Genomic DNA, 19,811 nt, shown 5'->3' on the forward strand with positions numbered 1-19,811 from the left:
CCCCCTTCCCTGCACCCCCGCAGCATGATCGCCACCGTCCGTCCGCTGGCCGCGCTGCTGGCTGGCGTGGCCCTGTTGCTGATGGGCAGCGGCCTGCTCGGGACCCTGCTGGCGCTGCGCGGGCGGATCGAGGGCTACGACGACCAGACGCTCGGCCTGGTGATGTCGGCCTATTTCGCGGGCTTCTTCTTCGGCACCTATGCCGCGCCCGGGCTGATCCAGCGCATCGGCCACATCCGCGCCTTCGCCTTCTATGCCGCCCTGTGCGCGGCCACCGTGCTCCTGCATCCGATCCTGGTCTCGCCTTGGGCCTGGGCCCTGCTGCGGCTGGGGACCGGCATCGCGCTGGTCGGCCTGTACACGGTGATCGAGAGCTGGCTCAACGTGCAGGCGCCGCCGGAGCAGCGCAGCCAGGTATTCGCGGTCTACATGGCGGTGAGCCTGCTTGCGCTGGCGGCGGGCCAGTGGCTGATCGGGCTGTGGTCGGCGTCGGGCTTCGTGCTGTTCAACCTGGTCGCCATCCTGGTCTGCCTGGCGGCGCTGCCGGTGACCGCGAGCCGGATGGTGCAGCCGGAACTGCCGCCGATGCCGCGGCTGGAGCTGAAACAGCTGTTCCGCGCGGCCCCGGCCGCCGCGCTTGGGGCGCTGCTGGCGGGCATGGCGGTGGGCAGCTTCTGGGGCCTGGGCGCCGTGTTCGCCAGCCGGCTCGGACTGGGCGTGGACGGCGTGGCGCTGCTGGTCAGCGCGACCATCCTCGGTGGCGCGGCGCTGCAGTGGCCCATCGGCCGCCTGTCTGACGGCACCGACCGCCGCACGGCGCTGGTGGTGGTCTGCGTGCTCGCCGCGGCCATCGGCCTGGCGATGATGCTGCCCGCGGGCCAGTCCGGCCTGCCGCTGTATGCGCTGTGGTTCTGCTTCGGCGGCCTGGCCTTCGCCATCTATCCGATCTGCATGGCCCATCTGCTCGACCACCTGCCGCCGGAAAAGACCCTGGCGGCGGGCAGCAGCCTGCTGCTGCTCAATGGCGTCGGCTCGGCGTTCGGCCCGGCGCTGGCCGGCGTGGCGATGACGCGTTACGGCCCCGAGGCGCTGCCGGCCTTCTTCGCCGCGACGCTGTTCCTCGCCGCCCTGGTGGCTGGTGGCCGGCGCCTGCTGCGGCCGCGCGACAACGACACGCCGTCGGTCTTCCACCTGATGCTGCGCACCACGCCCACCGCGATCGAGCTGCTGCCCGAGGTGGACATAGCGGAACCGGAGGGCCAGGAGGCCCACTGAATCAGCCGGCGTCGGGCTTGGCCACCGCCGGCTTGGCCTCGGTCTTTCCGGCAGCCGGGGCCGCCGGCGCAGCGGGACTGTCCGTCTTCGCCGGCGCATCGCCGGCCGCGGCGCCGCCCTCCGGCTTGCGGGCGCCTTCGCCGCCTTCGGCGAGATTGCGCTTCCTGTCGCCGTCCTTCTTGAAGTCGGTCTCGTACCAGCCGCTGCCGGCGAGACGGAACGACGGGGCGGTCAGCTTGCGACCCACGCCACCGGCCGCGCCGCACGCCGGGCAGGTGTCGGGGTCGGGATCCGACAGCTTCTGCAGGCGGTCGAACTCATGGTTGCAGGCGGAGCAGCGGAACGCGTAGATCGGCATGGCGGACAGACACCGGACAGGGCGGGATACAGCCCCGCAAGATGGGGCCGCGTCGGTGGAAACCAACCGCGGCCCCGCATGCGCGGGTGCCGCGACCGGTCAGTCGGTCGCGCCCCAGGGCGCCGGCGGCGCCGCGACCGGCGTGGCCAGGTCGAACTCCACCTGGAACATGCGACCGCCCGGACGCGACAGCTCGTACAGGAAGCGGCTGCCGGGCTCGATTTCCATCGCCCAGGTGTTGGTGGTCGAGACATCGGCGCCGGTGCGGCCGAAAAGTTCGATCGACTCCGCATCCACCGGGAACTCCTGGCGCACCGCGGTGCCGGCGGTCGCGGACTCGCCGCCGTACATGGTCTGCTCGTCCGGGCTGCCGTCCTCGTGGCGGTGGTCGTGCTTCAGGCGCAGGCCGCCGTCGGTGCGGGTGAGCACCCAGGTGCGCGAGTGGTCGTCGCCGACGTGGAAGGGCACGCGCAGTTCGCGGGTCGGGTCGTCGCAGCCGCGCACGTGCATGACCAGGTCCTTGCCCTCGAAGGCGTCGGGCTCGGGCGATGCCGGCTCGTTGGCGACGATGCGCCCGGCGAACGCCTGGCCGCAGTGGCTTGCCAGCGCGGCGAGGAAGGCGTCCGCGGGAGCGGCTTCGGGCACGGGGGCGTCGAGGGCCTCGGCGGGCGCGGCCCCGGCGCCGGCGGTGCCGGCCTGGTCGGTCGAAGGGGCACAGGCGGCAAGGGCCACCAGCGCGGCGGAAAGCACGGAGATCCGGATCGTATTCATCCGGCCACCCTAACCGCCGCGCGCGCGGCGGGCAAACCCGGCACGCGCGGCCGCTGTCAGCGCGGCTTCGGCTCGCGGTACACCAGCACCGGAATGGTCGAATGCGTCAGCACCTTGAGCGTCTCGCTGCCCAGCACCAGCCCGCTGAGGCCGCGGCGGCCGTGCGAAGCCATCGCGATCAGGTCGCAGCCGGCGTCGTCCGCGGCGTTGATGATCGCCTCCCAGGCATGGTCGCTCTCGACCATGCTCGAGCTGCAGGGGACGCCGGCCGCCGTCGCGCGCGCCTCGGCCGCGGCCAGGCGGCGTCCGCCCTCTTCGCGGGCCGCGCGGGTGTAGTCGTCATAGCCGCCGACCAGCTGTTCGCCGGTCACGCCGTAGACCCGGATCGGCGCGGTCACGGTGAAGAAATGCACGCCCGCTCCGGTTGCCTTCGCGAACGCGACGCCCTGGTCGACGGCGGACAGCGACAGCTCGGAACCGTCGGTGGGAATCAGGATCTGCCTGTACATGTCATTCCTCCTCTGCTCCCGCACACCGTGCACCCGCTTCGCACGGGGCACATTGATCCAGGTCAGGGCGCGCCGGCTCCATGGCGCGGGCCCGCGGGGACCGGGGCCGCGGCGCGCCTGCCCGCCTTCATGCCGGCCCCGCGGATGCGCGTGGCGTGGCCGCTGCCGGTCGCCGTGTAGCCGTCGATGACGGCCTCGGCAACCCAGGCCACGGTCTGGACAACGCCGTCCCCGGCATCGATCAGCCACTGGCGGGAGACGCGCCCGTCCGCGTAAGCGAAGCGGATCGCACCGCTGGCGTCCCGCCCCCAGGTCAGCGCGACCGGCGCCTCGCCGACGGGGTAGGCGGTGCCGCTGCCGCCGCGCGCGAGCACGTGATCGGCGCGGCCGCAGGCTTCCACCACGAGGTGGTGTGGATAGTCCACGCCGCAGACCATGGGCAGCGCATGGCGGCCGACCAGCATCGCCGGCGCATCATGGGAGCGCGTGCGCGGGATGCCGGGCGCGGCCCAGAGTTCGATCCGGCGCTCCTGCCAGGGCTGCGGGTCCGGACAGTCGGGCTGCTCGTAGACGACGTCGGTCCCGATCTGCCACAGCGACACGCCCTGTCCGCGCCAGTGCCGGCGCAGGTCGCGGCCGAGGACGGTCGCCACCAGCATGCCCGTGGCCTTTTCGTCCCCCCGGCAGGGCGCATAGCCCACCCACGTCGGCACCGACTGCAGTGGCAGGAGCTGGATGGTGCCGGACATTTCGGGCCGGGGGGCGTAGAGCTGCGGGCGATCGTCCATGCCGTGCAGCAGGACGTCGCCCTGCCCGTGCGGCTCCATCAGCAGTGCGCCGTTGCTCTCCAGCGGCGTACCCGGAGCACCATGCGGTCCGGCCAGTGCCAGCACGGGCCGGGTGTCGGCGAGCCCGACGGAGCTCACCGGCATCGGGTCGAACACCAGTTGCGGGGATGCGGCGAGGCCCGGGTCAGCACGGAGCGCGGCGTTGAACGCGGCGACGTCGGCGACCAGCGACAGCCCGTCGGGGAAGCCGGCCGGTAGCCGGCCCGGATCGACCGCCAGGCGCTCCAGCGCGGTCGCCACGACCTGGAGGTCGGAGCCCCAGGCCGCGCGGATGGCCTCGGCGAGATCGGCGTCGGTGGCCGGCGGCACGCCGTCGACGGTCGTTGCGAGCACGGCGACCGCGGTCGCCAGCGGCGTGACGCGCAGCCCATCCGCGTCCTGCGCGGTCAGCCGGCCGTCCCTGCCGGCCAGCCAGGCCAGGCGCTGCTGTCCGCCCAGCAGCGACCTGAGCCGCACGCCCGGCGCGAGGTATTCGAGGCTCACCATGCCGGCCGCGCCCGTCGCCGGCAGTTCGATCTGGAACGCGCCCTGCCCGGCCGGCACCCGGGCCTGCAGCTCGCCATCGAGCAGCAGCTCGATCATTCCGGAATGCGTGCCGCCGACGTCGACCTCGCCCACCAGCAGCACCGTTCCCGGCGCGGCTGGCGGGGTGCGCAGGCGTGCCGCCTGGGTGGCGGCCGTGGGGAGCATCGCCAGGAGCACGGCGACGGCCACCACGGTCCAGGGTGCGGATCGGTCCATGCCCTGCCCCTTCCTCTGCTGGAGCCCCGACTATAGGCCGGAGGGCGCGCGCCGTCGCATTCAGCCGTAGAGGTCGAGCAGCGCCTCTTCCGCGTCCTGCAGTTCCTTGCGCACCGCCTGCTGCCGGCGCGTGAGCTCCTGCCCGCGCGTGCCGCCGTCGGCATAGGCGGCGGGGTCGGCAAGCGCGACCTCGAGCGCGGCAAGCTCGCCTTCCAGCTGGGCAACCCGCTCTTCGGCCTTGGACAGGCGGTGCGGGTTGACCTTGGGGACCTTGGCCACGGGGACCGGCGGTGGCGCCGGCAGCGCGGGTTCCACGGGCTTCGCCGCGGCGGCGCCGCCCGACGCCTCGGCCGCCCTGGCGTCCTGTGGCCGCGAGCGCAGCCATGCGGCGTAGTCGTCGAGGTCGCCATCGAAGGGCTGCACCCGGCCGTCGGCCACGCGCCAGTAGGTATCGCTGACCAGGCCGATCAGATGGCGGTCATGCGAGACCAGCACGATCGCGCCGGGGAAGTCGGACAGCGCCTCGGCCAGCGCCTCGCGCATCTCGAGGTCGAGGTGGTTGGTCGGCTCGTCGAGCAGCAGCACGTTGGGCTGGCGCCAGGCGATCAGCGCCAGCGCCAGGCGCGCGCGCTCGCCGCCGCTGAAGCCGTCGATGGACTCGAAGGCGCGGTCGCCGGGAAAGCTCCACTTGCCGAGGAAATTGCGGAAGTCCTGGGTGGAGGCGTTGGGCGAGATCTCGCGCAGGTGGTCGATCGGCGAAGTGCCGGCGACCAGGGCCTCGACCGTGTGCTGGGCGAAGTAGCCGATGCGCAGGTCGGGATGCGCGTAGCGCTCGCCGGTGAGCAGCGGCAGGTCGCCGACCAGCGACTTCACCAGGGTGGACTTGCCGGCACCGTTGGGGCCGAGCAGGCCGATGCGGTCGCCGGCCTCGAGGCCGAAGTTGGCGTCGTGGAGGATGACCGTAGGCGCACCCCCTGTAGGAGCGGCTATAGCCGCGATCGGGCCCGCGGCGGCCCCTGTAGGAGCGGCTATAGCCGCGATCGGGGCTGCGGCCATCGCGGCTATAGCCGCTCCTACAGGGGCGGAAGCGAGGCCCGGGTAGCCGCAGTCGGCGTGGTTCAGCCGCAGCAGGGCGTGCGGCAGCCTGGCCGGCGCCGGGAAATCGATCCGCACCTCGCGCTCGGCGCGCACCGCCTCGGTGTCGGCCAGCTTGGCCAGGCGCTTGACCCGCGACTGGGCCTGCGCGGCCTTGGCGGCGCTGGCCTTGAAGCGGTCGATGAAGCTCTGCAGGTGCGCGCGCTCGGCCTGCACCTTCTCGTGGGTGATCTGCTGCTGGCGCAGCTGCTCGGCGCGCTGGCGTTCGAAGGCGGTGTAGTTGCCGATGTAGAGCTTCGCCTTGCCGCCGTGCAGGTGCAGGGTGTGGGTATTGACGTTGTCCAGGAACTCGCGGTCGTGCGAGATCAGCAGCAAGGTGCCCTGGTACTTCATCAGCCACTGCTCGAGCCACAGCACGGCGTCGAGGTCGAGGTGGTTGGTGGGCTCGTCGAGCAGCAGCACGTCGGAGGGGGTCATCAGCGCGCGCGCCAGGTTCAGGCGCACGCGCCAGCCCCCGGAGAAGCTCGACACCGGGCGCTGCTGCGCCTCGCCCGGGAAGCCCAGGCCGTGCAGCAGCCGGCCCGCGCGCGCCGCGCCGTCATAGCCGCCGACTTCCTCCAGCTTCTGGTGCGCTTCCGCGACCGCTTCCCAGTCCTCGGCGGCGAAGGCGTTGGCCTCGGCCTGCAGCGCCGCGTGCACGGCGGTGTCGCCGGCCAGCACGAAGTCGATGGCCGGATCGGGCAGCGAGGGCATCTCCTGCGCGATCGAGGCGATGCGCAGGCGCGAGGGAAGGTCGAGGTCGCCGCGGTCGGGCTCGACCTCGCCGCGCACGGCGGCGAACAGCGAGGACTTGCCGGTGCCATTGCGGCCGACCACGCCGACCCGCCAGCCGGCGTGCAGCGACAGGTCGACTTCGGACAGCAGGAGGCGCTCGCCGCGGCGCAGGGCGAAATTGCGGAAGGAAATCATCCCGACAGTTTACCGGGCTGCGCGCCGCCGCCCCGCCTGCGGTAACGTCGGGGGCGCGCCGCCGGGGCGCGTGGCGGAGGTCCGGACCGATGGCGATGCAGCTCAACGTGCAGGTGGCGGCCTGGCTCCATTCCCAGGTGACCGGCGGGGCCCCGCTGGACCAGGTGCTGCCCGCCCTGCTGCGCCAGGGCTTCGACGAACTGCAGGTGCGGCGGATCTACAACGCGGTGCTGTCGGATCCGGACGGGTTCAAGGCCGGGTTCTCGCGCGTGGCCGCCGGCGAGCCCGGGGTGGCCCACAAGCTGCCCGAGGGGCAAGTCCACGCGCCGATCGCCCCGGCGCCGGCGACCGGCGGCGCTCCCCAGCCCCCGTTCGTCCCGGCGGCCCTGATCCGCACCGGCGGCCACGCCATCGCCTGCGACCACGGCGCGGTCCACGTCGCCTTCCGGCTGCAGCGCCCGCACGTGGTGCTGTTCGAGAACGTGCTGACCGCGGACGAGTGCGATGCGCTCATCGCCGAAGCCCAGCCGCGGCTGCGGCGCGCCGGCGTGGTCGACTCCGAACGCGGCGGCAGCAAGATCGACGAGCGCCGCACCAGCGAGCTGGCCGTGGTGCAGCGGGGCGCCTCGCCGCTGGTGACGCGGATCGATGCGCGCATCGCCACCATCACCGGCGTGCCGCTGGCGCAGGGCGAGCCGCTGCAGGTGATGCGCTACGGCGTCGGCGCCGAATACCAGCCGCACTACGACTACTTCGACCTGGGACGGCCGGGACAGGCCGCCAACCTGCGCAATGGCGGCCAGCGCATCGCCAGCCTGGTGGTCTACCTGAACGACGTCGAGGCCGGCGGCGAAACCACCTTTCCCCGCTGCGGCCTGGCCGTCGGGCCGCGCAAGGGCAGCGCGGTGTTCTTCGCCTATACCGACGCCCAGTCGCGCACCGACCCGATGTCCTACCACGCCGGTGCCCCGGTGACCCGCGGCGAGAAGTGGATCGCGACCCGCTGGATGCGCGAGCGCGAGTACGTCTGAGCGATTTCCCCCCGTCCCCCACCGGAGTTCCGCATGTCCCCTCATCCGCTCCGCCTCGCCCTGCTTGCCGCCCTGCTTCCCGCCGCCGTCCAGGCCCAGGACACCCGCCCCGCCACCAGCCTCGACAACGTCATCGTCACCGGCACCCGCGTCAGCGACCGCACCGTGGCCGAATCGCAGTCGCCGATCGACATCATCACCAGCGAGGCCCTGCAGGCCACCGGCACCACCGAGCTCGCCACCGCCCTGGCGCGCGCCCTGCCCTCGCTCAACTTCCCCCGGCCCGCGCTGACCGACGGGACCAGCGCCATCCGCCCGGCCCAGCTGCGCGGGCTGGCGCCCGACCAGGTGCTGGTGCTGGTCAACGGCAAGCGCCGCCACGCCTCGTCGCTGCTCAACCTCAACGGCACGATCGGCCGCGGCTCGGCGCCGGTGGACCTCAACACCATCCCGCTGGCGGCGATCGAACGCGTCGAGGTGCTGCGCGACGGCGCGTCGGCGCAGTACGGTTCCGACGCCATCGCCGGCGTGGTCAACGTGGTGCTGAAGGGCGCGCCGGGCACGGGCAGCGTGTCGGTCCGCCACGGCCGCTATTCGGCCGGCGACGGCGCCCAGACCCAGCTGGCCGGCGATGCCGGGCTGGCGCTGGGCGGCGACCGCGGCTTCCTCCACCTCTCCGCGCAGCTCGACCAGCAGGACCGCACCAACCGCGCGCGGCCGTTCGCCGGCACGCCGGCCGCGACCCAGCCGGCGCTGGGCCAGAAGGCCTTCGTGATCGGCGACCCGGAGGTGGACGCCGGCGCGGCCGCGTTCAACGCCGGCTTCGACATCGGCGACGCGCTTGCGCTGTACGCCTTCGGCTCGATCAGCAACCGCGACATCACCTCGTTCGCGTTCTTCCGCGCGCCGCGCAATCCGACGCAGAACATCCCGTCGATCTACCCGGACGGCTTCCTGCCGGAGATCAACAACGTCTCGCGCGACCGCGCCATCGTCGCCGGCCTGAAGGGCGGCCTTGGCGAGGCCTGGAGCTGGGATCTCGGCTTCAACCACGGCTACAACCACCTCGAGTTCTTCACCCGCAACACGCTCAACGCCAGCATCGGCGCCGATTCGCCGACCGCGTTCTACGACGGCGCGCTGGAGACCACCCAGAACATCGCCAACTTCGACCTCAGCCGGCAGCTCGACTGGGGTCTCGCCTATCCGGCCGCGCTGGCCGTGGGCGTGGAGCTGCGCAACGAGAAGTGGAACCAGTCGCCGGGCGAATACGGCTCGTACACGCAGCCCGACCTGTCGCGGCCGGGCGGGGCGCAGGGCTTTGGCGGCTTCGCGCCGGAGGTCTCCGGCGCCTACTCGCGCGACAGCCATGCGGTCTACGCCAGCCTCGAGGCCGACGTCAGCGAACAGTTCTCCGCCGGCATCGCCGGCCGCTACGAGGACTACGACGACTTCGGCAGTCAGGCCTCGGGCAAGCTCTCCGCGCGGTACGCGTTCACCGATGCGGTCGCCCTGCGCGGCACGGTGTCCAGCGGCTTCCGCGCGCCGTCGCTGGCCCAGCAGTACTTCCAGACCGTGAGCACGGTCTTCCTGGCCGGCATCCCCGACCCGTTCGAGATCCGCACCTTCCCCGCGTCCAGCGCGGTGGCCCAGGCCTTTGGCGCCGAGCCGCTGCAGCCGGAGGAGTCGCTGTCGTACAGCCTCGGCCTGGTGCTGCAGCCGGCCGACCGGCTCTACGTCACCGTCGACGCGTACCACATCGAGGTCGACGACCGGATCGCGCTGTCGTCCAACCTCACCGGCAACGCGGTGCGCGCACTGCTGGAGTCGCGCGGCATCTTCGGCGTCAACGGCGGCCGCTATTTCACCAATGCGATCGACACCCGCACTCAGGGCGTCGACGTGGTGGCGAACTACGGCCTGGACCTCGGCGGCGGCACCCTCGACCTGACCGCGGGCTGGAACTACACGGACACGGAAATCACCCGCATCGCGCCCAATCCCGAGGAACTCGAGTCGGCCGGACTCGACCTCGAGCGCATCGACCGCACCGAGATCGGCCGCATCGAGGACGGCTTCCCCAACACCAAGCTGCTGCTTTCGGGCACCTGGTCGCTGGCGTCGTGGAACTTCAGCCTGACCGGCACCCGCTACGGCAGCGTCACCACGCGCCAGGCGAACCCGGTGAACGACCAGACCTACGACGCGAAATGGCTGCTCGACGCCGCGGCGTCGTGGAAGGCCGACCGCTGGACGCTGACCCTGGGCGCGGACAACGTGCTCAACGAATACCCGGACGAGAACAGCTTCGCCAACTCGACCAACGGCCAGTTTCCGTACAGCAACCTGTCGCCGTTCGGCTTCAACGGCGCCTTCGTCTACGGCCGCGTCGCGTACACGTGGTAACCACAGCCCTGTAGGAGCGGCTAAAGCCGCGATCGGCCTGGCCGCCATCGCGGCTGTAGCCGCTCCTACAAACCTGCCGGCCCGGGGGCGGGCGTAGCCGCTCCTCGACGGCCGCGAGCCGTCCCGCGCGGCGTCCTCTATCCTGTCCTTCCCCCACGCGGATACGCGGATGCCGCACCACACCGAACTCATCGCGATCCTGACGGTCGGCTTCGTGCTGGCCTATGTCCTGGGGCTGGCCGCGCACCGGCTGCGGCTGTCGCCGCTGGTCGGCTACCTGGTCGCGGGCATCATCGCCGGGCCGTTCACGCCGGGCTTCGTCGGCGACCAGGCGCTGGCGCCGCAGCTCGCCGAGATCGGCGTGATCCTGCTGATGTTCGGCGTCGGCCTGCACTTCTCGATCCGCGACCTGATGGCGGTGAAGCACATCGCGATTCCGGGCGCGGTGGTGCAGATCTCGGTGGCGACCCTGCTCGGCTGGGGCCTGGCCGCGCTGATGGGCTGGCCGACGCTGCAGGGCATCGTCTTCGGCTTCTCGCTGGCGACCGCCAGCACCGTGGTGCTGCTGAGGGCCATGGAGCAGCGCCGCCTGCTCGAAACCACGCGCGGCCGGATCGCGGTGGGCTGGCTGATCGTCGAGGACCTGGCCTGCGTCATCGCCCTGGTGCTGATGCCGGCGGTGGCGAGCGTGTTCGGCAACGCCGCGGGCGAGCCGGTGTCCGCGGCCCGGCTGACGCTCGAGATCGGCAAGACCCTGGTGCAGGTGGCGCTGTTCGTCGCGGTGATGCTGGTGGTCGGGCGGCGGGTGATCCCGTGGATGCTCGAGCGCACCGCGGGCACCGGCTCGCGCGAACTGTTCACGCTGGCGGTGCTGTCGATCGCGCTGGGCATCGCGCTGGGTTCGGCGGAGCTGTTCGGCGTCTCGTTCGCGCTCGGCGCGTTCTTCGCCGGCATGCTGCTCAACGAGTCCGAGCTCAGCCACAAGGCGGCGCAGGATTCGCTGCCGATGCGCGACGCCTTCGCGGTGCTGTTCTTCGTCTCGGTGGGCATGCTGTTCGACCCGGCGATCCTGGTGCGCGAGCCGCTGCTGGTGCTGGCGACCACGCTGATCATCATGTTCGGCAAGTCGGCGGCGGCCTACCTGATCGTGCGCGCCTTCGGCCACCCCAAGTCCACCGCGCTGACGATCTCGGCCAGCCTGGCGCAGATCGGCGAGTTCGCCTTCATCATCGCGGCGCTGGGCGTGACGCTCGGGATCCTGCCGGAAGAGGGCCAGGACCTGGTGCTGGCGGGCGCGCTGATCTCGATCATGCTCAATCCGGTCTCGTTCGCGGTGGTCGACCGCTGGATCGCGCGGCAGGAAGCCTCGGCCAGTGCCGAGGCGAGCGCGGCCAACGACCGCGAGATCGCCGCGGATGCGGCCAGCCACCACCTGCCCGACTCGCTGGCCGGCCACGCCATCGTGGTCGGCTACGGACGGGTGGGCCAGCAGCTGGCCAGCCTGCTGCACGGCCGCGGCGTGCCGCTGGTGGTGGTGGAAGACGATGCCGACCGGGTCGACGCCGCACGCGCCGCCGGCCTGCACGCGGTGCGCGGCAACGTGGCGGCCGAGGCGGTGATGCTGGAAGCGGCGCCGCAGCGCGCGGCGATGGCGGTGTTCGCCATCCCCAACGCGCTGGAGGCCGGCGAGACCATCGCGCGGCTCAAGGCGCTCAACCCGGCGGTCACCGTGCTGGCCCGCGCGCACAGCGAGGCCGAGGTGAAGCACCTGCTCGAGCACGGCGCCGACGGCGCGGTGCTGGCCGAGCGCGAGCTGGCCTACTCCCTGGCCGAGATGGTCATGGCCACTCCCCCCTACCGCCCCCAGCGCCAGCCCGCCGGGGTTCTGTAGGAGCGGCTATAGCCGCTCCTAGAAGAGCGACCCGCTCAGCTGAAGGCGAGCTTCCCGCCCTCGGCGTCCACCCGCACCGTGTCGCCGGAGCCGAACGCGCCGGACAGGATCTTCTGCGCCAGCGGGTTCTCCAGCTGCTGCTGGATCGCCCGCTTCAGCGGGCGGGCGCCATAGACCGGATCGAAGCCGACGTTGCCCAGCAGCTCGAAGGCCGCGTCGCTGACCTCGATGCGGATCCCGCGCTCGCCCAGCCGCTTCTCCAGTCCGCGCATCTGGATCCGCGCAATCTCCCTGATCTGCGCCTTGTCCAGCGCATGGAAGACCACGATGTCGTCCAGCCGGTTGATGAACTCGGGGCGGAAGTGCGACTGCACCACCGCCATCACCCCCGCCTTCATCTGCGTATAGGCCTCGGGCGAATCGTCGCCGTCCAGCTCCTGGATCATCTGGCTGCCGAGGTTGGACGTCATCACGATCACGGTGTTGCGGAAGTCCACCGTGCGGCCCTGTCCATCGGTCAGGCGGCCGTCGTCGAGCACCTGCAGCAGGATGTTGAACACGTCCGGATGCGCCTTCTCGACCTCGTCGAGCAGGATCACGCTGTAGGGGCGCCGGCGCACGGCCTCGGTCAGGTAGCCGCCCTCTTCATAGCCGACATAGCCCGGGGGCGCACCGACCAGCCGCGACACCGCGTGCTTCTCCATGAACTCGCTCATGTCGATGCGCACCATGGCGTCGCTGGAGTCGAACAGGAATTCCGCCAGCGCCTTGCACAGCTCGGTCTTGCCGACGCCGGTGGGGCCCAGGAACAGGAACGAACCCGACGGCCGGTCCGGGTCGCTCAGCCCGGCGCGCGAACGGCGCACCGCATCGGAGACGACCTTCACCGCTTCATGCTGGCCGACCACGCGCGCATGCAGCGCGTCCTCCATCTTCAGCAGCTTGTCGCGTTCGCCTTCCAGCATCTTGCTGACCGGGATGCCGGTCCAGCGCGCGACCACCTCGGCGATCTCCTCGGCGGTGACCTTGTCCTGCAGCAGGGTGAAGCCGGTGGTTTCGGCCTCCTGGGCGGCGCTGAGCTGCTTCTCCAGCAGCGGCATCCGCCCGTACTGGATCTCGCTCATCTTCGCGAAGTCCTGCCGGCGCTGCGCGGCCTCGAGTTCGAGCTTGGCGGCCTCGATCTGCTCCTTGACCCTGGTCGCGCCCTGCACGGTGGCCTTCTCGGCCTTCCACACTTCCTCCAGATCGTTGTAGGCGCGCTCGAGCCCTTCGATCTCCGCCTCGAGGTCGGCCAGGCGCTGCTTCGACTCGGCGTCCTTCTCCTTCTTCAGCGCCTCGCGCTGGATCTTGAGCTGGATCAGGCGGCGTTCCTTGCGGTCGAGCTCTTCGGGCTTGGAGTCGATCTCCATGCGGATGCGGCTCGCCGCCTCGTCCATCAGGTCGATGGCCTTGTCGGGCAGCTTGCGGTCGGCGATGTAACGGTGCGAGAGCGTGGCCGCCGCCACGATCGCCGGGTCGGTGATCTCGACGCCGTGGTGCACGGCGTACTTCTCCTTCAGCCCGCGCAGGATCGCGATCGTGTCCTCCACGGACGGTTCGCCCACGAACACCTTCTGGAAGCGCCGCTCCAGCGCCGCGTCCTTCTCCACGTACTTGCGGTACTCGTCGAGCGTGGTTGCGCCGATGCAGTGCAGCTCGCCGCGCGCCAGCGCCGGCTTCAGCATGTTGCCGGCATCCATCGAGCCCTCGGCCTTGCCGGCGCCGACCATGGTGTGCAGCTCGTCGATGAAGAGGATGATCTGGCCCTCGTTCTTGGCCAGGTCGTTGAGCACAGCCTTCAGCCGCTCCTCGAATTCGCCGCGGAACTTGGCGCCGGCGATCAGCGCACCCATGTCCAACGACAGCACGCGCTTGCCGCGCAGGCCCTCGGGCACCTCGTTGTTGACGATGCGCTGCGCCAGGCCCTCGGCGATCGCGGTCTTGCCGACGCCGGGTTCGCCGATCAGCACCGGGTTGTTCTTGGTGCGCCGCTGCAGCACCTGGATGGTGCGGCGGATCTCCTCGTCGCGGCCGATCACCGGGTCGAGCTTGCCCGACTCGGCGCGCGCGGTGAGGTCGATGGTGTACTTCTCCAGCGCCTGGCGGGCTTCTTCGGCGCTGGCGTCGTCGACCTTCGCGCCGCCGCGCATGGCGCTGATGGCCGCTTCCAGCCGCGACTTGTCGGCGCCCGTCGCCTTCAGCGCGCGGCCGGCATCGCCACCGTCCTCGAGCGCCGCCAGCAGGAAGAGTTCGGACGCGATGAAGCCGTCGCCGCGCTGCTGGGCGAGTTTGTCGCTGAGGTTGAGCAGGCGCCCCAGGTCGTTGCCGAGCGAGACCTGGCCGGCTTGCCCGGAGACTTTGGGCAGCTTTTCGAGAATTTCGCCCAGCCGCTCGCGCAGCAGGGGCACGTTGACGCCGGCCTGGGCCAGCAGTGGCCCGCTGCCGCCGCCCGGCTGGTCGAGCAGGGCCGCCAGCACGTGCGCCGGCTCGATGAGGTTGTGGTCGCGGCCCACGGCCAGCGACTGCGCGTCGGCCAGCGCCTGCTGGAACCGCGAGGTGAGCTTGTCCATCCGCATGGGGTGACTCCAGGATCGGGGCCGGCCGCGCCGGCAATACCCCAAAGATGCGGTTTCCGCCCGGCGATTCAAGCCGCGCCGTGCGCCCCCTGCAGGAGCGGCCATGGCGCTCCTACAGGGAATGCTCACACGGGGTCGGCCAGACTCGCTGACCATGGCCGTGCCCACCCTGCTTCCACCACCGCCGCCCATCGACGACAGCTGCGCGCTGTTCCTCGACGTCGATGGCACCCTGCTGGACTTCGCGCCGAGGCCCGATGACGTCGAGGTGCCGGACCGCCTGCGCGAGGCCCTGGCGGCCCTGCAGCAGCGCCTCGACGGCGCGGTCGCGCTGGTCAGCGGCCGCTCGCTGGCCATGCTCGACACCCTGCTCGCCCCGCCGCGCCTGCCCGCCTCCGGCCTGCATGGCCTGGAGCGGCGGCATGGCCGTCGCCTGCAGCGCGCGCCGCGCGCACCCGCCGCGCTGGACCTGGTGCGCAGCGAAGCCGTACGCCTGGCTGCACGCCACCCCGGCGCCGTGGTCGAGGACAAGGGTTCCGCGGTGGCGCTGCACTGGCGCGCGGCCGGCCCCCATGCCGGCGCCGAGCTGCAGGCCTTCGCCCGCGCCGCGCTGCCGCGGCTGCCCGGCTACCGGCTGCAGCCGGGCAAGGCGGTGATCGAGCTGCGGCCGGCGGACACGCGTGGCCTGCGGGCCGACAAGGGCGCGGCCATCCTCGCCTTCATGCTGGAGGCGCCGTTCGCAGGCCGCCGGCCGGTGTTCGCCGGCGACGACGTGACCGACGAGGCCGGCTTCGCGGCGGTCAATGCCCAAGACGGCATCAGCGTGCTGGTGGGTCCGCCGCGCGAGAGCGCCGCCCACTTCGCGCTGTCCGGCACCGCCGACGTGCACGCCTGGATCGGAGTCGCGGCATGAGCGCAAGCGGCATGAACGGAGGAACCAGCCTCGACCTCGGCCTGGTCGGCAACGGCAGCATCGCCGCGCTCATCGACGCGCAGGCGCGCGTGTCCTGGTGCTGCATCCCGGCCTTCGACGGCGACCCGGCCTTCTGCGCCCTGCTGTCGCCCAAGGCCGGCGGCGGCGACTACGCCATCGAGCTCGAGGACTTCGCCGGCGCGACCCAGGAGTACGTGAACAACACCGCGGTGCTGCGCACCGTGCTGCGCGACCGCCACGGCGGCGCGGTGGAGATCACCGACCTGGCCCCGCGCTGGCGCCAGCACGGGCGCTTCTACCGGCCGGTGATGCTGGTGCGCCGGCTGCGTCCCCTGTCGGGGCGCCCGCGTATCCGCATCGTGCTGCGTCCCTTGGCGAACTACGGCGCCGACGTGCCGGAGCAGACCTGGGGCAGCAACCATGTGCGCTACCTGCTGCCGGGGTTCACGCTCCGCCTGACCGGCGACGTGCCGGTGCGCCTGCTGCGCGAGTCCCTGCCCTTCGAGCTCGACGGCGACCGCCACCTGGTGCTCGGCCCCGACGAGACCCTGACCGAGCCGGTCGACCGCTTCGTCCGCAACGCCGAGCGCCAGACCGTCGAGTACTGGCGCGACTGGGTGCGCTACCTCTCGATCCCGCTGGAATGGCAGGACGCGGTGATCCGCAGCGCGATCACCCTCAAGCTCTGCCAGTACGAGGAAACCGGCGCGATCGTCGCCGCCATCACCACGTCGATCCCGGAGGCGCCGCACAGCCAGCGCAACTGGGACTACCGCTACTGCTGGCTGCGCGATTCGGCCTTCGTGGTGCGCGCGCTCAACCGCCTCGGCGCCACGCGCACGATGGAGGGCTACCTGCGCTACGTGCTCAACCTCGCCACCGGCGAGGACGGGCTGCAGCCGCTGTACGGCATCGCGTTCGAGAAGGAACTGGAAGAACACGAGGTGCCGGACCTGGCCGGCTACCGCGGCATGGGCCCGGTGCGCCGCGGCAACCTGGCCTGGGTGCAGAAGCAGCACGACGTCTACGGCAGCGTGGTCCTGGCCGCGACCCAGCTGTTCTTCGACCAGCGGCTGGCGCGCCCCGGTGACGTCGACGCCTTCCACCGCCTGGAACCGGTCGGCGAGCAGGCCTGGGAGCTCTACGACCAGCCCGACGCCGGCATCTGGGAATTCCGCGGACGCGCCGAGGTGCATACCTATTCCAGCGTGATGTGCTGGGCGGCCTGCGACCGGCTTGCACGGATCGCGACGCACCTCGGGCTCGCCGAGCGCGGCGCGCACTGGCGCGGGCGCGCCGACACCATGCGCGAGGCGATCCTGGCGCGCGCCTGGGACGCGGAGCTGGGGCACTTCGTCGAGTCGGCCGAGGGCCGGCGCCTGGATGCCAGCCTGCTGCTGCTGGCCGAGCTCGGCTTCATCGAGGCCTCGGATCCGCGCTTCGTCGCCACGGTCGAGGCGATCGGCAGCCAGCTGCGACGCGGCACGGGACTGTTCCGCTACATCGCCCCGGACGATTTCGGCTCGCCGGAAACCAGCTTCACCATCTGCAGCTTCTGGTACATCGACGCCCTGGCCGCGATCGGCCGCGTCGACGAGGCCCGCCAGCAGTTCGAAAGCCTGCTGGCACGGCGCAACCACCTCGGCCTGCTGTCGGAGGACATGGCCTTTGAGGACGGGGAAGCCTGGGGCAACTTCCCCCAGACCTATTCCCACGTCGGCATCGTGATCGCCGCGATGCGCCTGTCCCGGCCCTGGACCGACGCGGTCTGACCATCGAGCCCGGGCCGCTCCGCTGCCACCTGTAGGAGCGGGTGCCACCTGTAGGAGCGGCTATAGCCGCGATCAGCCCCATCCGGCGCGATCCGCCGCCCTCGTGCGACGGGACGGCGATCGCGGCTGTAGCCGCTCCTACAGGGTGGGCATGGGGGTGGGCTGGATGACTTCGACCCAGTAGCCGTCGGGGTCCTTGATGAAGGCGATGTCCTTCATGCGGCCGTCGGTCAGGCGCTTCTGGAAGGTCACGCCCAGCGCCTCGAAGCGCTCGCAGGCGGCGCGCAGGTCGGGAACGCTCAGGCAGATGTGCCCGAAGCCGCGCGGCTCGGCATTGCCGTCGTGGTAGACCGGGCCGTCCTGCGACTCGGTGCCATGGTTGTGGGTCAGCTCCAGCACGCCCTGCAGGCCGGCCACCCAGGCCTTGCGCGCCGCGTCATCGTCGGGAATGTCGGCCGGGTCGACGAGCGCAAGGAAGTACAGCGAGAACGCCGCTTCGGCGAAGTGGCCTTGCCGCACCAGGCTGAAGCCGAGCACGCGGGTGTAGAAGTCCAGCGACGCCTTCGCGTCCTTGACCCGCAGCATGGTGTGGTTGAAGACGAAGCCCTGCGTGGCCGCGTCGCGCGGGGAGACGCCGGGGGTGCTGGACAAGGTGGCAACGGTGTCGGTCATGGTCGCGATCCTCATGGCTGGGGGAGATGGGAGCTGGCTGAAGCGTCGGAGGCTACCTGTAGGAGCGGCTACAGCCAGGCCACGGTCGCCATGCGACCGGTGCGCGCGTCGCGCCGGTGCGAGAAGAAGCGCTTCCCGTCCGAGATCGTGCACAGGTCGCCGCCGTGGATGTCGCCCTCCGCGATTCCGGCCGCGCGCAGCCTGCGCCGCGCCAGGGCGTACAGGTCCACGTGCCAGTGGCCAGGGCGGGTCGCGACGAAGGCGGACGCCGCGTCCGGATCGCGGTCGGTGAACGCCGCGCGCACCTCCCCGCCGACTTCATAGGCGTCGGGGCCGGCGGCCGGGCCCAGCCACGCGACCAGCCCGCCCGCGGGCGCACGCATCGCATCGATCGTCGCCTCCAGCACGCCGGCGGCGAGCCCGCGCCAGCCGGCATGCGCGACCCCGACCTCGCGGCCATCGCGCGCGGCGAAGACCACCGGCAGGCAGTCCGCGGTCAGGACCGCGAGCACCGCGCCCGCGACCGAGGTCACCGCGGCGTCGGCTTCGGGCTCGGCCTCCATGCGCCGGCGCTCGGCCGTCGCGTCGCCCTCGGGCAGCACGTCGTCCACGCGCAGCACGCCGGTGCCGTGCACCTGGCGCAGCCAGTGCGGCGCCGAAGGCAGCCCGGCGCGCAGGGTGAATTCCGCGCGGTTGGCGGCCACGCAGATCGGATCATCGCCGGCGTCGCCCCGGGCGTTGCCCAGGTTGAAGCGGTCGAACGGCACCATCGAGGCCCCGGCGCCGTGGCGCAGGGTGGTCAGCGCGCGCACGCCGGGCGGCGCGGGCCAGCCCGCATCCAGCCAGGCGCTGCGCGAGTGCCCGGTGATCACCGCCGCACCCCGGCACCGGTCACGGCATGCGCCGCGGAATCGGCGCGCAGCTCGCGCATCAGCACCTGCATGTCGGCCGGCAGCGGCGCCTCGCAGCGCACGGTCTCGCCGGTCGAGGGATGCACGAACTCGAGCACTTGGGCGTGCAGGGCCTGGCGCTTGAAGCCGCGCAGGGCGGTGACCAGCGCGTCGGAGGCCCCGCGCGGCAGCTTCACCGGGCCGCCGTACAGCGGGTCGCCGACGATCGGATAGCGCAGGTGGGTCATGTGCACGCGGATCTGGTGCGTGCGCCCGGTCTCCAGCCGGCACTCCAGCGCCGTGTGCGCACGGAAACGCTCCTGCAGGCGGTAGTGGGTCTTGGCCTCGCGGCCGTCGTCGCGCACGGCCATGCGCAGGCGGTCGCGCGGGTGGCGGTCGATCGGCGCATCCACGGTGCCGCCGGAAACCAGGGCGCCGACGACGATCGCCAGGTACTGCCGGTGGACCTCGCGCGCCGACAGCTGGGCCACCAGGGCGGCCTGGGCCTGCAGGGTGCGAGCCACGACCATCACCCCGGAGGTGTCCTTGTCGAGCCGGTGCACGATGCCCGCGCGCGGGATCGCGGCCAGCGCCGGGTCGCGGAACAGCAGCGCGTTGACCAGGGTGCCGGTGTGGTTGCCGGCGCCGGGATGCACCACCAGGCCGGCGGGCTTGTCGATGACCAGGACCTCGGCGTCCTCGTAGAGCACCGACAGCGGGATGTCCTCGGGGCCGGCGCTGACCTGGGGCTCGAGGGTCGCGGTCAGCATCACCTCCTGCCCGCCGCGCACCGCTTCGCGTGGGCGCACGGTCGCACCGTCCAGCAGCACGTCCCCGGATTTCACCCAGGTCGCCAGCCGCGAGCGGGAGTACTCGGGGAACAGCTCGGCCAGCACGGCGTCGAACCGGCGGCCGGCCATGGCGTCGGGCACCCGGGCCGTACGGGGGGCGTCGGGGGCGGCGTCCGCCGCATCGGGGGCGTCGGCGTCGTGGTCGTCGGTCATGGCGGGGTCCGGTTCAGGCGTGGCCCGCTG

Annotated in this window: 15 protein-coding genes; 6 read left to right on the forward strand and 9 right to left on the reverse strand. The window is 72.0% G+C overall.

Annotated elements, in window-relative coordinates:
- The first annotated feature begins 24 nt into the window (after positions 1-24).
- Entirely contained in the window at positions 25-1,275 is a 1,251-nt protein-coding gene (locus tag JGR68_RS11275) for an MFS transporter (protein ID WP_199362744.1), read from the forward strand.
- A 1-nt stretch (position 1,276) separates the two neighbouring features.
- Here JGR68_RS11275 and JGR68_RS11280 read toward each other — a convergent pair whose 3' ends face one another.
- From JGR68_RS11280 to JGR68_RS11300, 5 genes are all read right to left on the reverse strand, one after another.
- Positions 1,277-1,633, reverse strand: coding sequence for a zinc ribbon domain-containing protein (locus tag JGR68_RS11280; protein ID WP_199362743.1), 357 nt, complete (start codon positions 1,631-1,633; stop codon positions 1,277-1,279).
- A gap of 99 nt (positions 1,634-1,732) precedes the next feature.
- Positions 1,733-2,404: a hypothetical protein gene (locus JGR68_RS11285; RefSeq protein ID WP_199362742.1), complete on the reverse strand. Its 672-nt coding sequence runs from the start codon at positions 2,402-2,404 to the stop codon at positions 1,733-1,735.
- Between the two features lie 56 nt (positions 2,405-2,460).
- Complete coding sequence (locus tag JGR68_RS11290; RefSeq protein ID WP_199362741.1) at positions 2,461-2,913, reverse strand: universal stress protein; 453 nt, start codon at positions 2,911-2,913, stop codon at positions 2,461-2,463.
- 62 nt (positions 2,914-2,975) lie between these two features.
- Positions 2,976-4,502 (reverse strand): hypothetical protein, encoded by a 1,527-nt coding sequence (locus tag JGR68_RS11295; protein ID WP_199362740.1) that lies wholly within the window; start codon positions 4,500-4,502, stop codon positions 2,976-2,978.
- Positions 4,503-4,562: 60 nt separating this feature from the next.
- On the reverse strand, positions 4,563-6,566 hold the full coding sequence (locus JGR68_RS11300; protein ID WP_199362739.1) for an ABC-F family ATP-binding cassette domain-containing protein: 2,004 nt from the start codon (positions 6,564-6,566) through the stop codon (positions 4,563-4,565).
- A gap of 89 nt (positions 6,567-6,655) precedes the next feature.
- On the opposite strand from JGR68_RS11300, the gene JGR68_RS11305 reads away from it, so the two are divergent.
- The 3 genes from JGR68_RS11305 to ybaL all read left to right on the forward strand — a co-directional run bounded on the left by JGR68_RS11305 (position 6,656) and on the right by ybaL (position 11,894).
- Complete coding sequence (locus JGR68_RS11305; protein WP_199362738.1) at positions 6,656-7,597, forward strand: 2OG-Fe(II) oxygenase; 942 nt, start codon at positions 6,656-6,658, stop codon at positions 7,595-7,597.
- Positions 7,598-7,630: 33 nt separating this feature from the next.
- Positions 7,631-10,003 (forward strand): TonB-dependent receptor, encoded by a 2,373-nt coding sequence (locus tag JGR68_RS11310; protein ID WP_199362737.1) that lies wholly within the window; start codon positions 7,631-7,633, stop codon positions 10,001-10,003.
- Positions 10,004-10,172: 169 nt separating this feature from the next.
- Positions 10,173-11,894 carry a YbaL family putative K(+) efflux transporter gene (gene ybaL / locus JGR68_RS11315; protein ID WP_199362736.1) on the forward strand — a complete coding sequence of 574 codons (1,722 nt, stop codon included), beginning with the start codon at positions 10,173-10,175 and terminating at the stop codon, positions 11,892-11,894.
- Positions 11,895-11,929: 35 nt separating this feature from the next.
- Here the strand turns inward: ybaL and clpB are convergent, their stop codons facing one another.
- Entirely contained in the window at positions 11,930-14,509 is a 2,580-nt protein-coding gene (clpB, locus tag JGR68_RS11320; RefSeq protein ID WP_199362735.1) for an ATP-dependent chaperone ClpB, read from the reverse strand.
- A gap of 154 nt (positions 14,510-14,663) precedes the next feature.
- On the opposite strand from clpB, the gene otsB reads away from it, so the two are divergent.
- Together otsB and JGR68_RS11330 are read left to right on the forward strand one after the other, a co-directional pair.
- On the forward strand, positions 14,664-15,422 hold the full coding sequence (gene otsB, locus JGR68_RS11325; protein ID WP_199362734.1) for a trehalose-phosphatase: 759 nt from the start codon (positions 14,664-14,666) through the stop codon (positions 15,420-15,422).
- A gap of 11 nt (positions 15,423-15,433) precedes the next feature.
- Complete coding sequence (locus JGR68_RS11330; protein WP_199362944.1) at positions 15,434-17,215, forward strand: glycoside hydrolase family 15 protein; 1,782 nt, start codon at positions 15,434-15,436, stop codon at positions 17,213-17,215.
- A 138-nt stretch (positions 17,216-17,353) separates the two neighbouring features.
- Here the strand turns inward: JGR68_RS11330 and gloA are convergent, their stop codons facing one another.
- From gloA to rluD, 3 genes are all read right to left on the reverse strand, one after another.
- Entirely contained in the window at positions 17,354-17,887 is a 534-nt protein-coding gene (gloA, locus tag JGR68_RS11335) for a lactoylglutathione lyase (RefSeq protein ID WP_199362733.1), read from the reverse strand.
- A gap of 68 nt (positions 17,888-17,955) precedes the next feature.
- Positions 17,956-18,759, reverse strand: coding sequence for a peptidoglycan editing factor PgeF (pgeF, locus tag JGR68_RS11340; protein WP_234446507.1), 804 nt, complete (start codon positions 18,757-18,759; stop codon positions 17,956-17,958).
- On the reverse strand, positions 18,756-19,781 hold the full coding sequence (gene rluD / locus JGR68_RS11345) for a 23S rRNA pseudouridine(1911/1915/1917) synthase RluD (RefSeq protein WP_199362732.1): 1,026 nt from the start codon (positions 19,779-19,781) through the stop codon (positions 18,756-18,758). The genes pgeF and rluD overlap by 4 nt, the downstream gene beginning before the upstream one ends.
- Positions 19,782-19,811 lie beyond the last annotated feature (30 nt).

Source organism: Luteimonas sp. MC1750, assembly GCF_016615955.1.
GTDB lineage: Bacteria > Pseudomonadota > Gammaproteobacteria > Xanthomonadales > Xanthomonadaceae > Luteimonas.

Bases quoted from the DNA above. Each gene is read 5' to 3' on its own strand.
- otsB (WP_199362734.1), top strand. From the start codon at position 14,664: ATGGCCGTGCCCACCCTGCTTCCACCACCGCCGCCCATCGACGACAGC.
- JGR68_RS11275 (WP_199362744.1), top strand. From the start codon at position 25: ATGATCGCCACCGTCCGTCCGCTGGCCGCGCTGCTGGCTGGCGTGGCC.
- JGR68_RS11330 (WP_199362944.1), top strand. From the start codon at position 15,434: ATGAACGGAGGAACCAGCCTCGACCTCGGCCTGGTCGGCAACGGCAGC.
- JGR68_RS11295 (WP_199362740.1), bottom strand. From the start codon at position 4,502: ATGGACCGATCCGCACCCTGGACCGTGGTGGCCGTCGCCGTGCTCCTG.
- JGR68_RS11280 (WP_199362743.1), bottom strand. From the start codon at position 1,633: ATGCCGATCTACGCGTTCCGCTGCTCCGCCTGCAACCATGAGTTCGAC.
- gloA (WP_199362733.1), bottom strand. From the start codon at position 17,887: ATGACCGACACCGTTGCCACCTTGTCCAGCACCCCCGGCGTCTCCCCG.
- clpB (WP_199362735.1), bottom strand. From the start codon at position 14,509: ATGCGGATGGACAAGCTCACCTCGCGGTTCCAGCAGGCGCTGGCCGAC.
- ybaL (WP_199362736.1), top strand. From the start codon at position 10,173: ATGCCGCACCACACCGAACTCATCGCGATCCTGACGGTCGGCTTCGTG.
- JGR68_RS11290 (WP_199362741.1), bottom strand. From the start codon at position 2,913: ATGTACAGGCAGATCCTGATTCCCACCGACGGTTCCGAGCTGTCGCTG.
- JGR68_RS11285 (WP_199362742.1), bottom strand. From the start codon at position 2,404: ATGAATACGATCCGGATCTCCGTGCTTTCCGCCGCGCTGGTGGCCCTT.
- rluD (WP_199362732.1), bottom strand. From the start codon at position 19,781: ATGACCGACGACCACGACGCCGACGCCCCCGATGCGGCGGACGCCGCC.
- JGR68_RS11310 (WP_199362737.1), top strand. From the start codon at position 7,631: ATGTCCCCTCATCCGCTCCGCCTCGCCCTGCTTGCCGCCCTGCTTCCC.
- JGR68_RS11300 (WP_199362739.1), bottom strand. From the start codon at position 6,566: ATGATTTCCTTCCGCAATTTCGCCCTGCGCCGCGGCGAGCGCCTCCTG.
- JGR68_RS11305 (WP_199362738.1), top strand. From the start codon at position 6,656: ATGGCGATGCAGCTCAACGTGCAGGTGGCGGCCTGGCTCCATTCCCAG.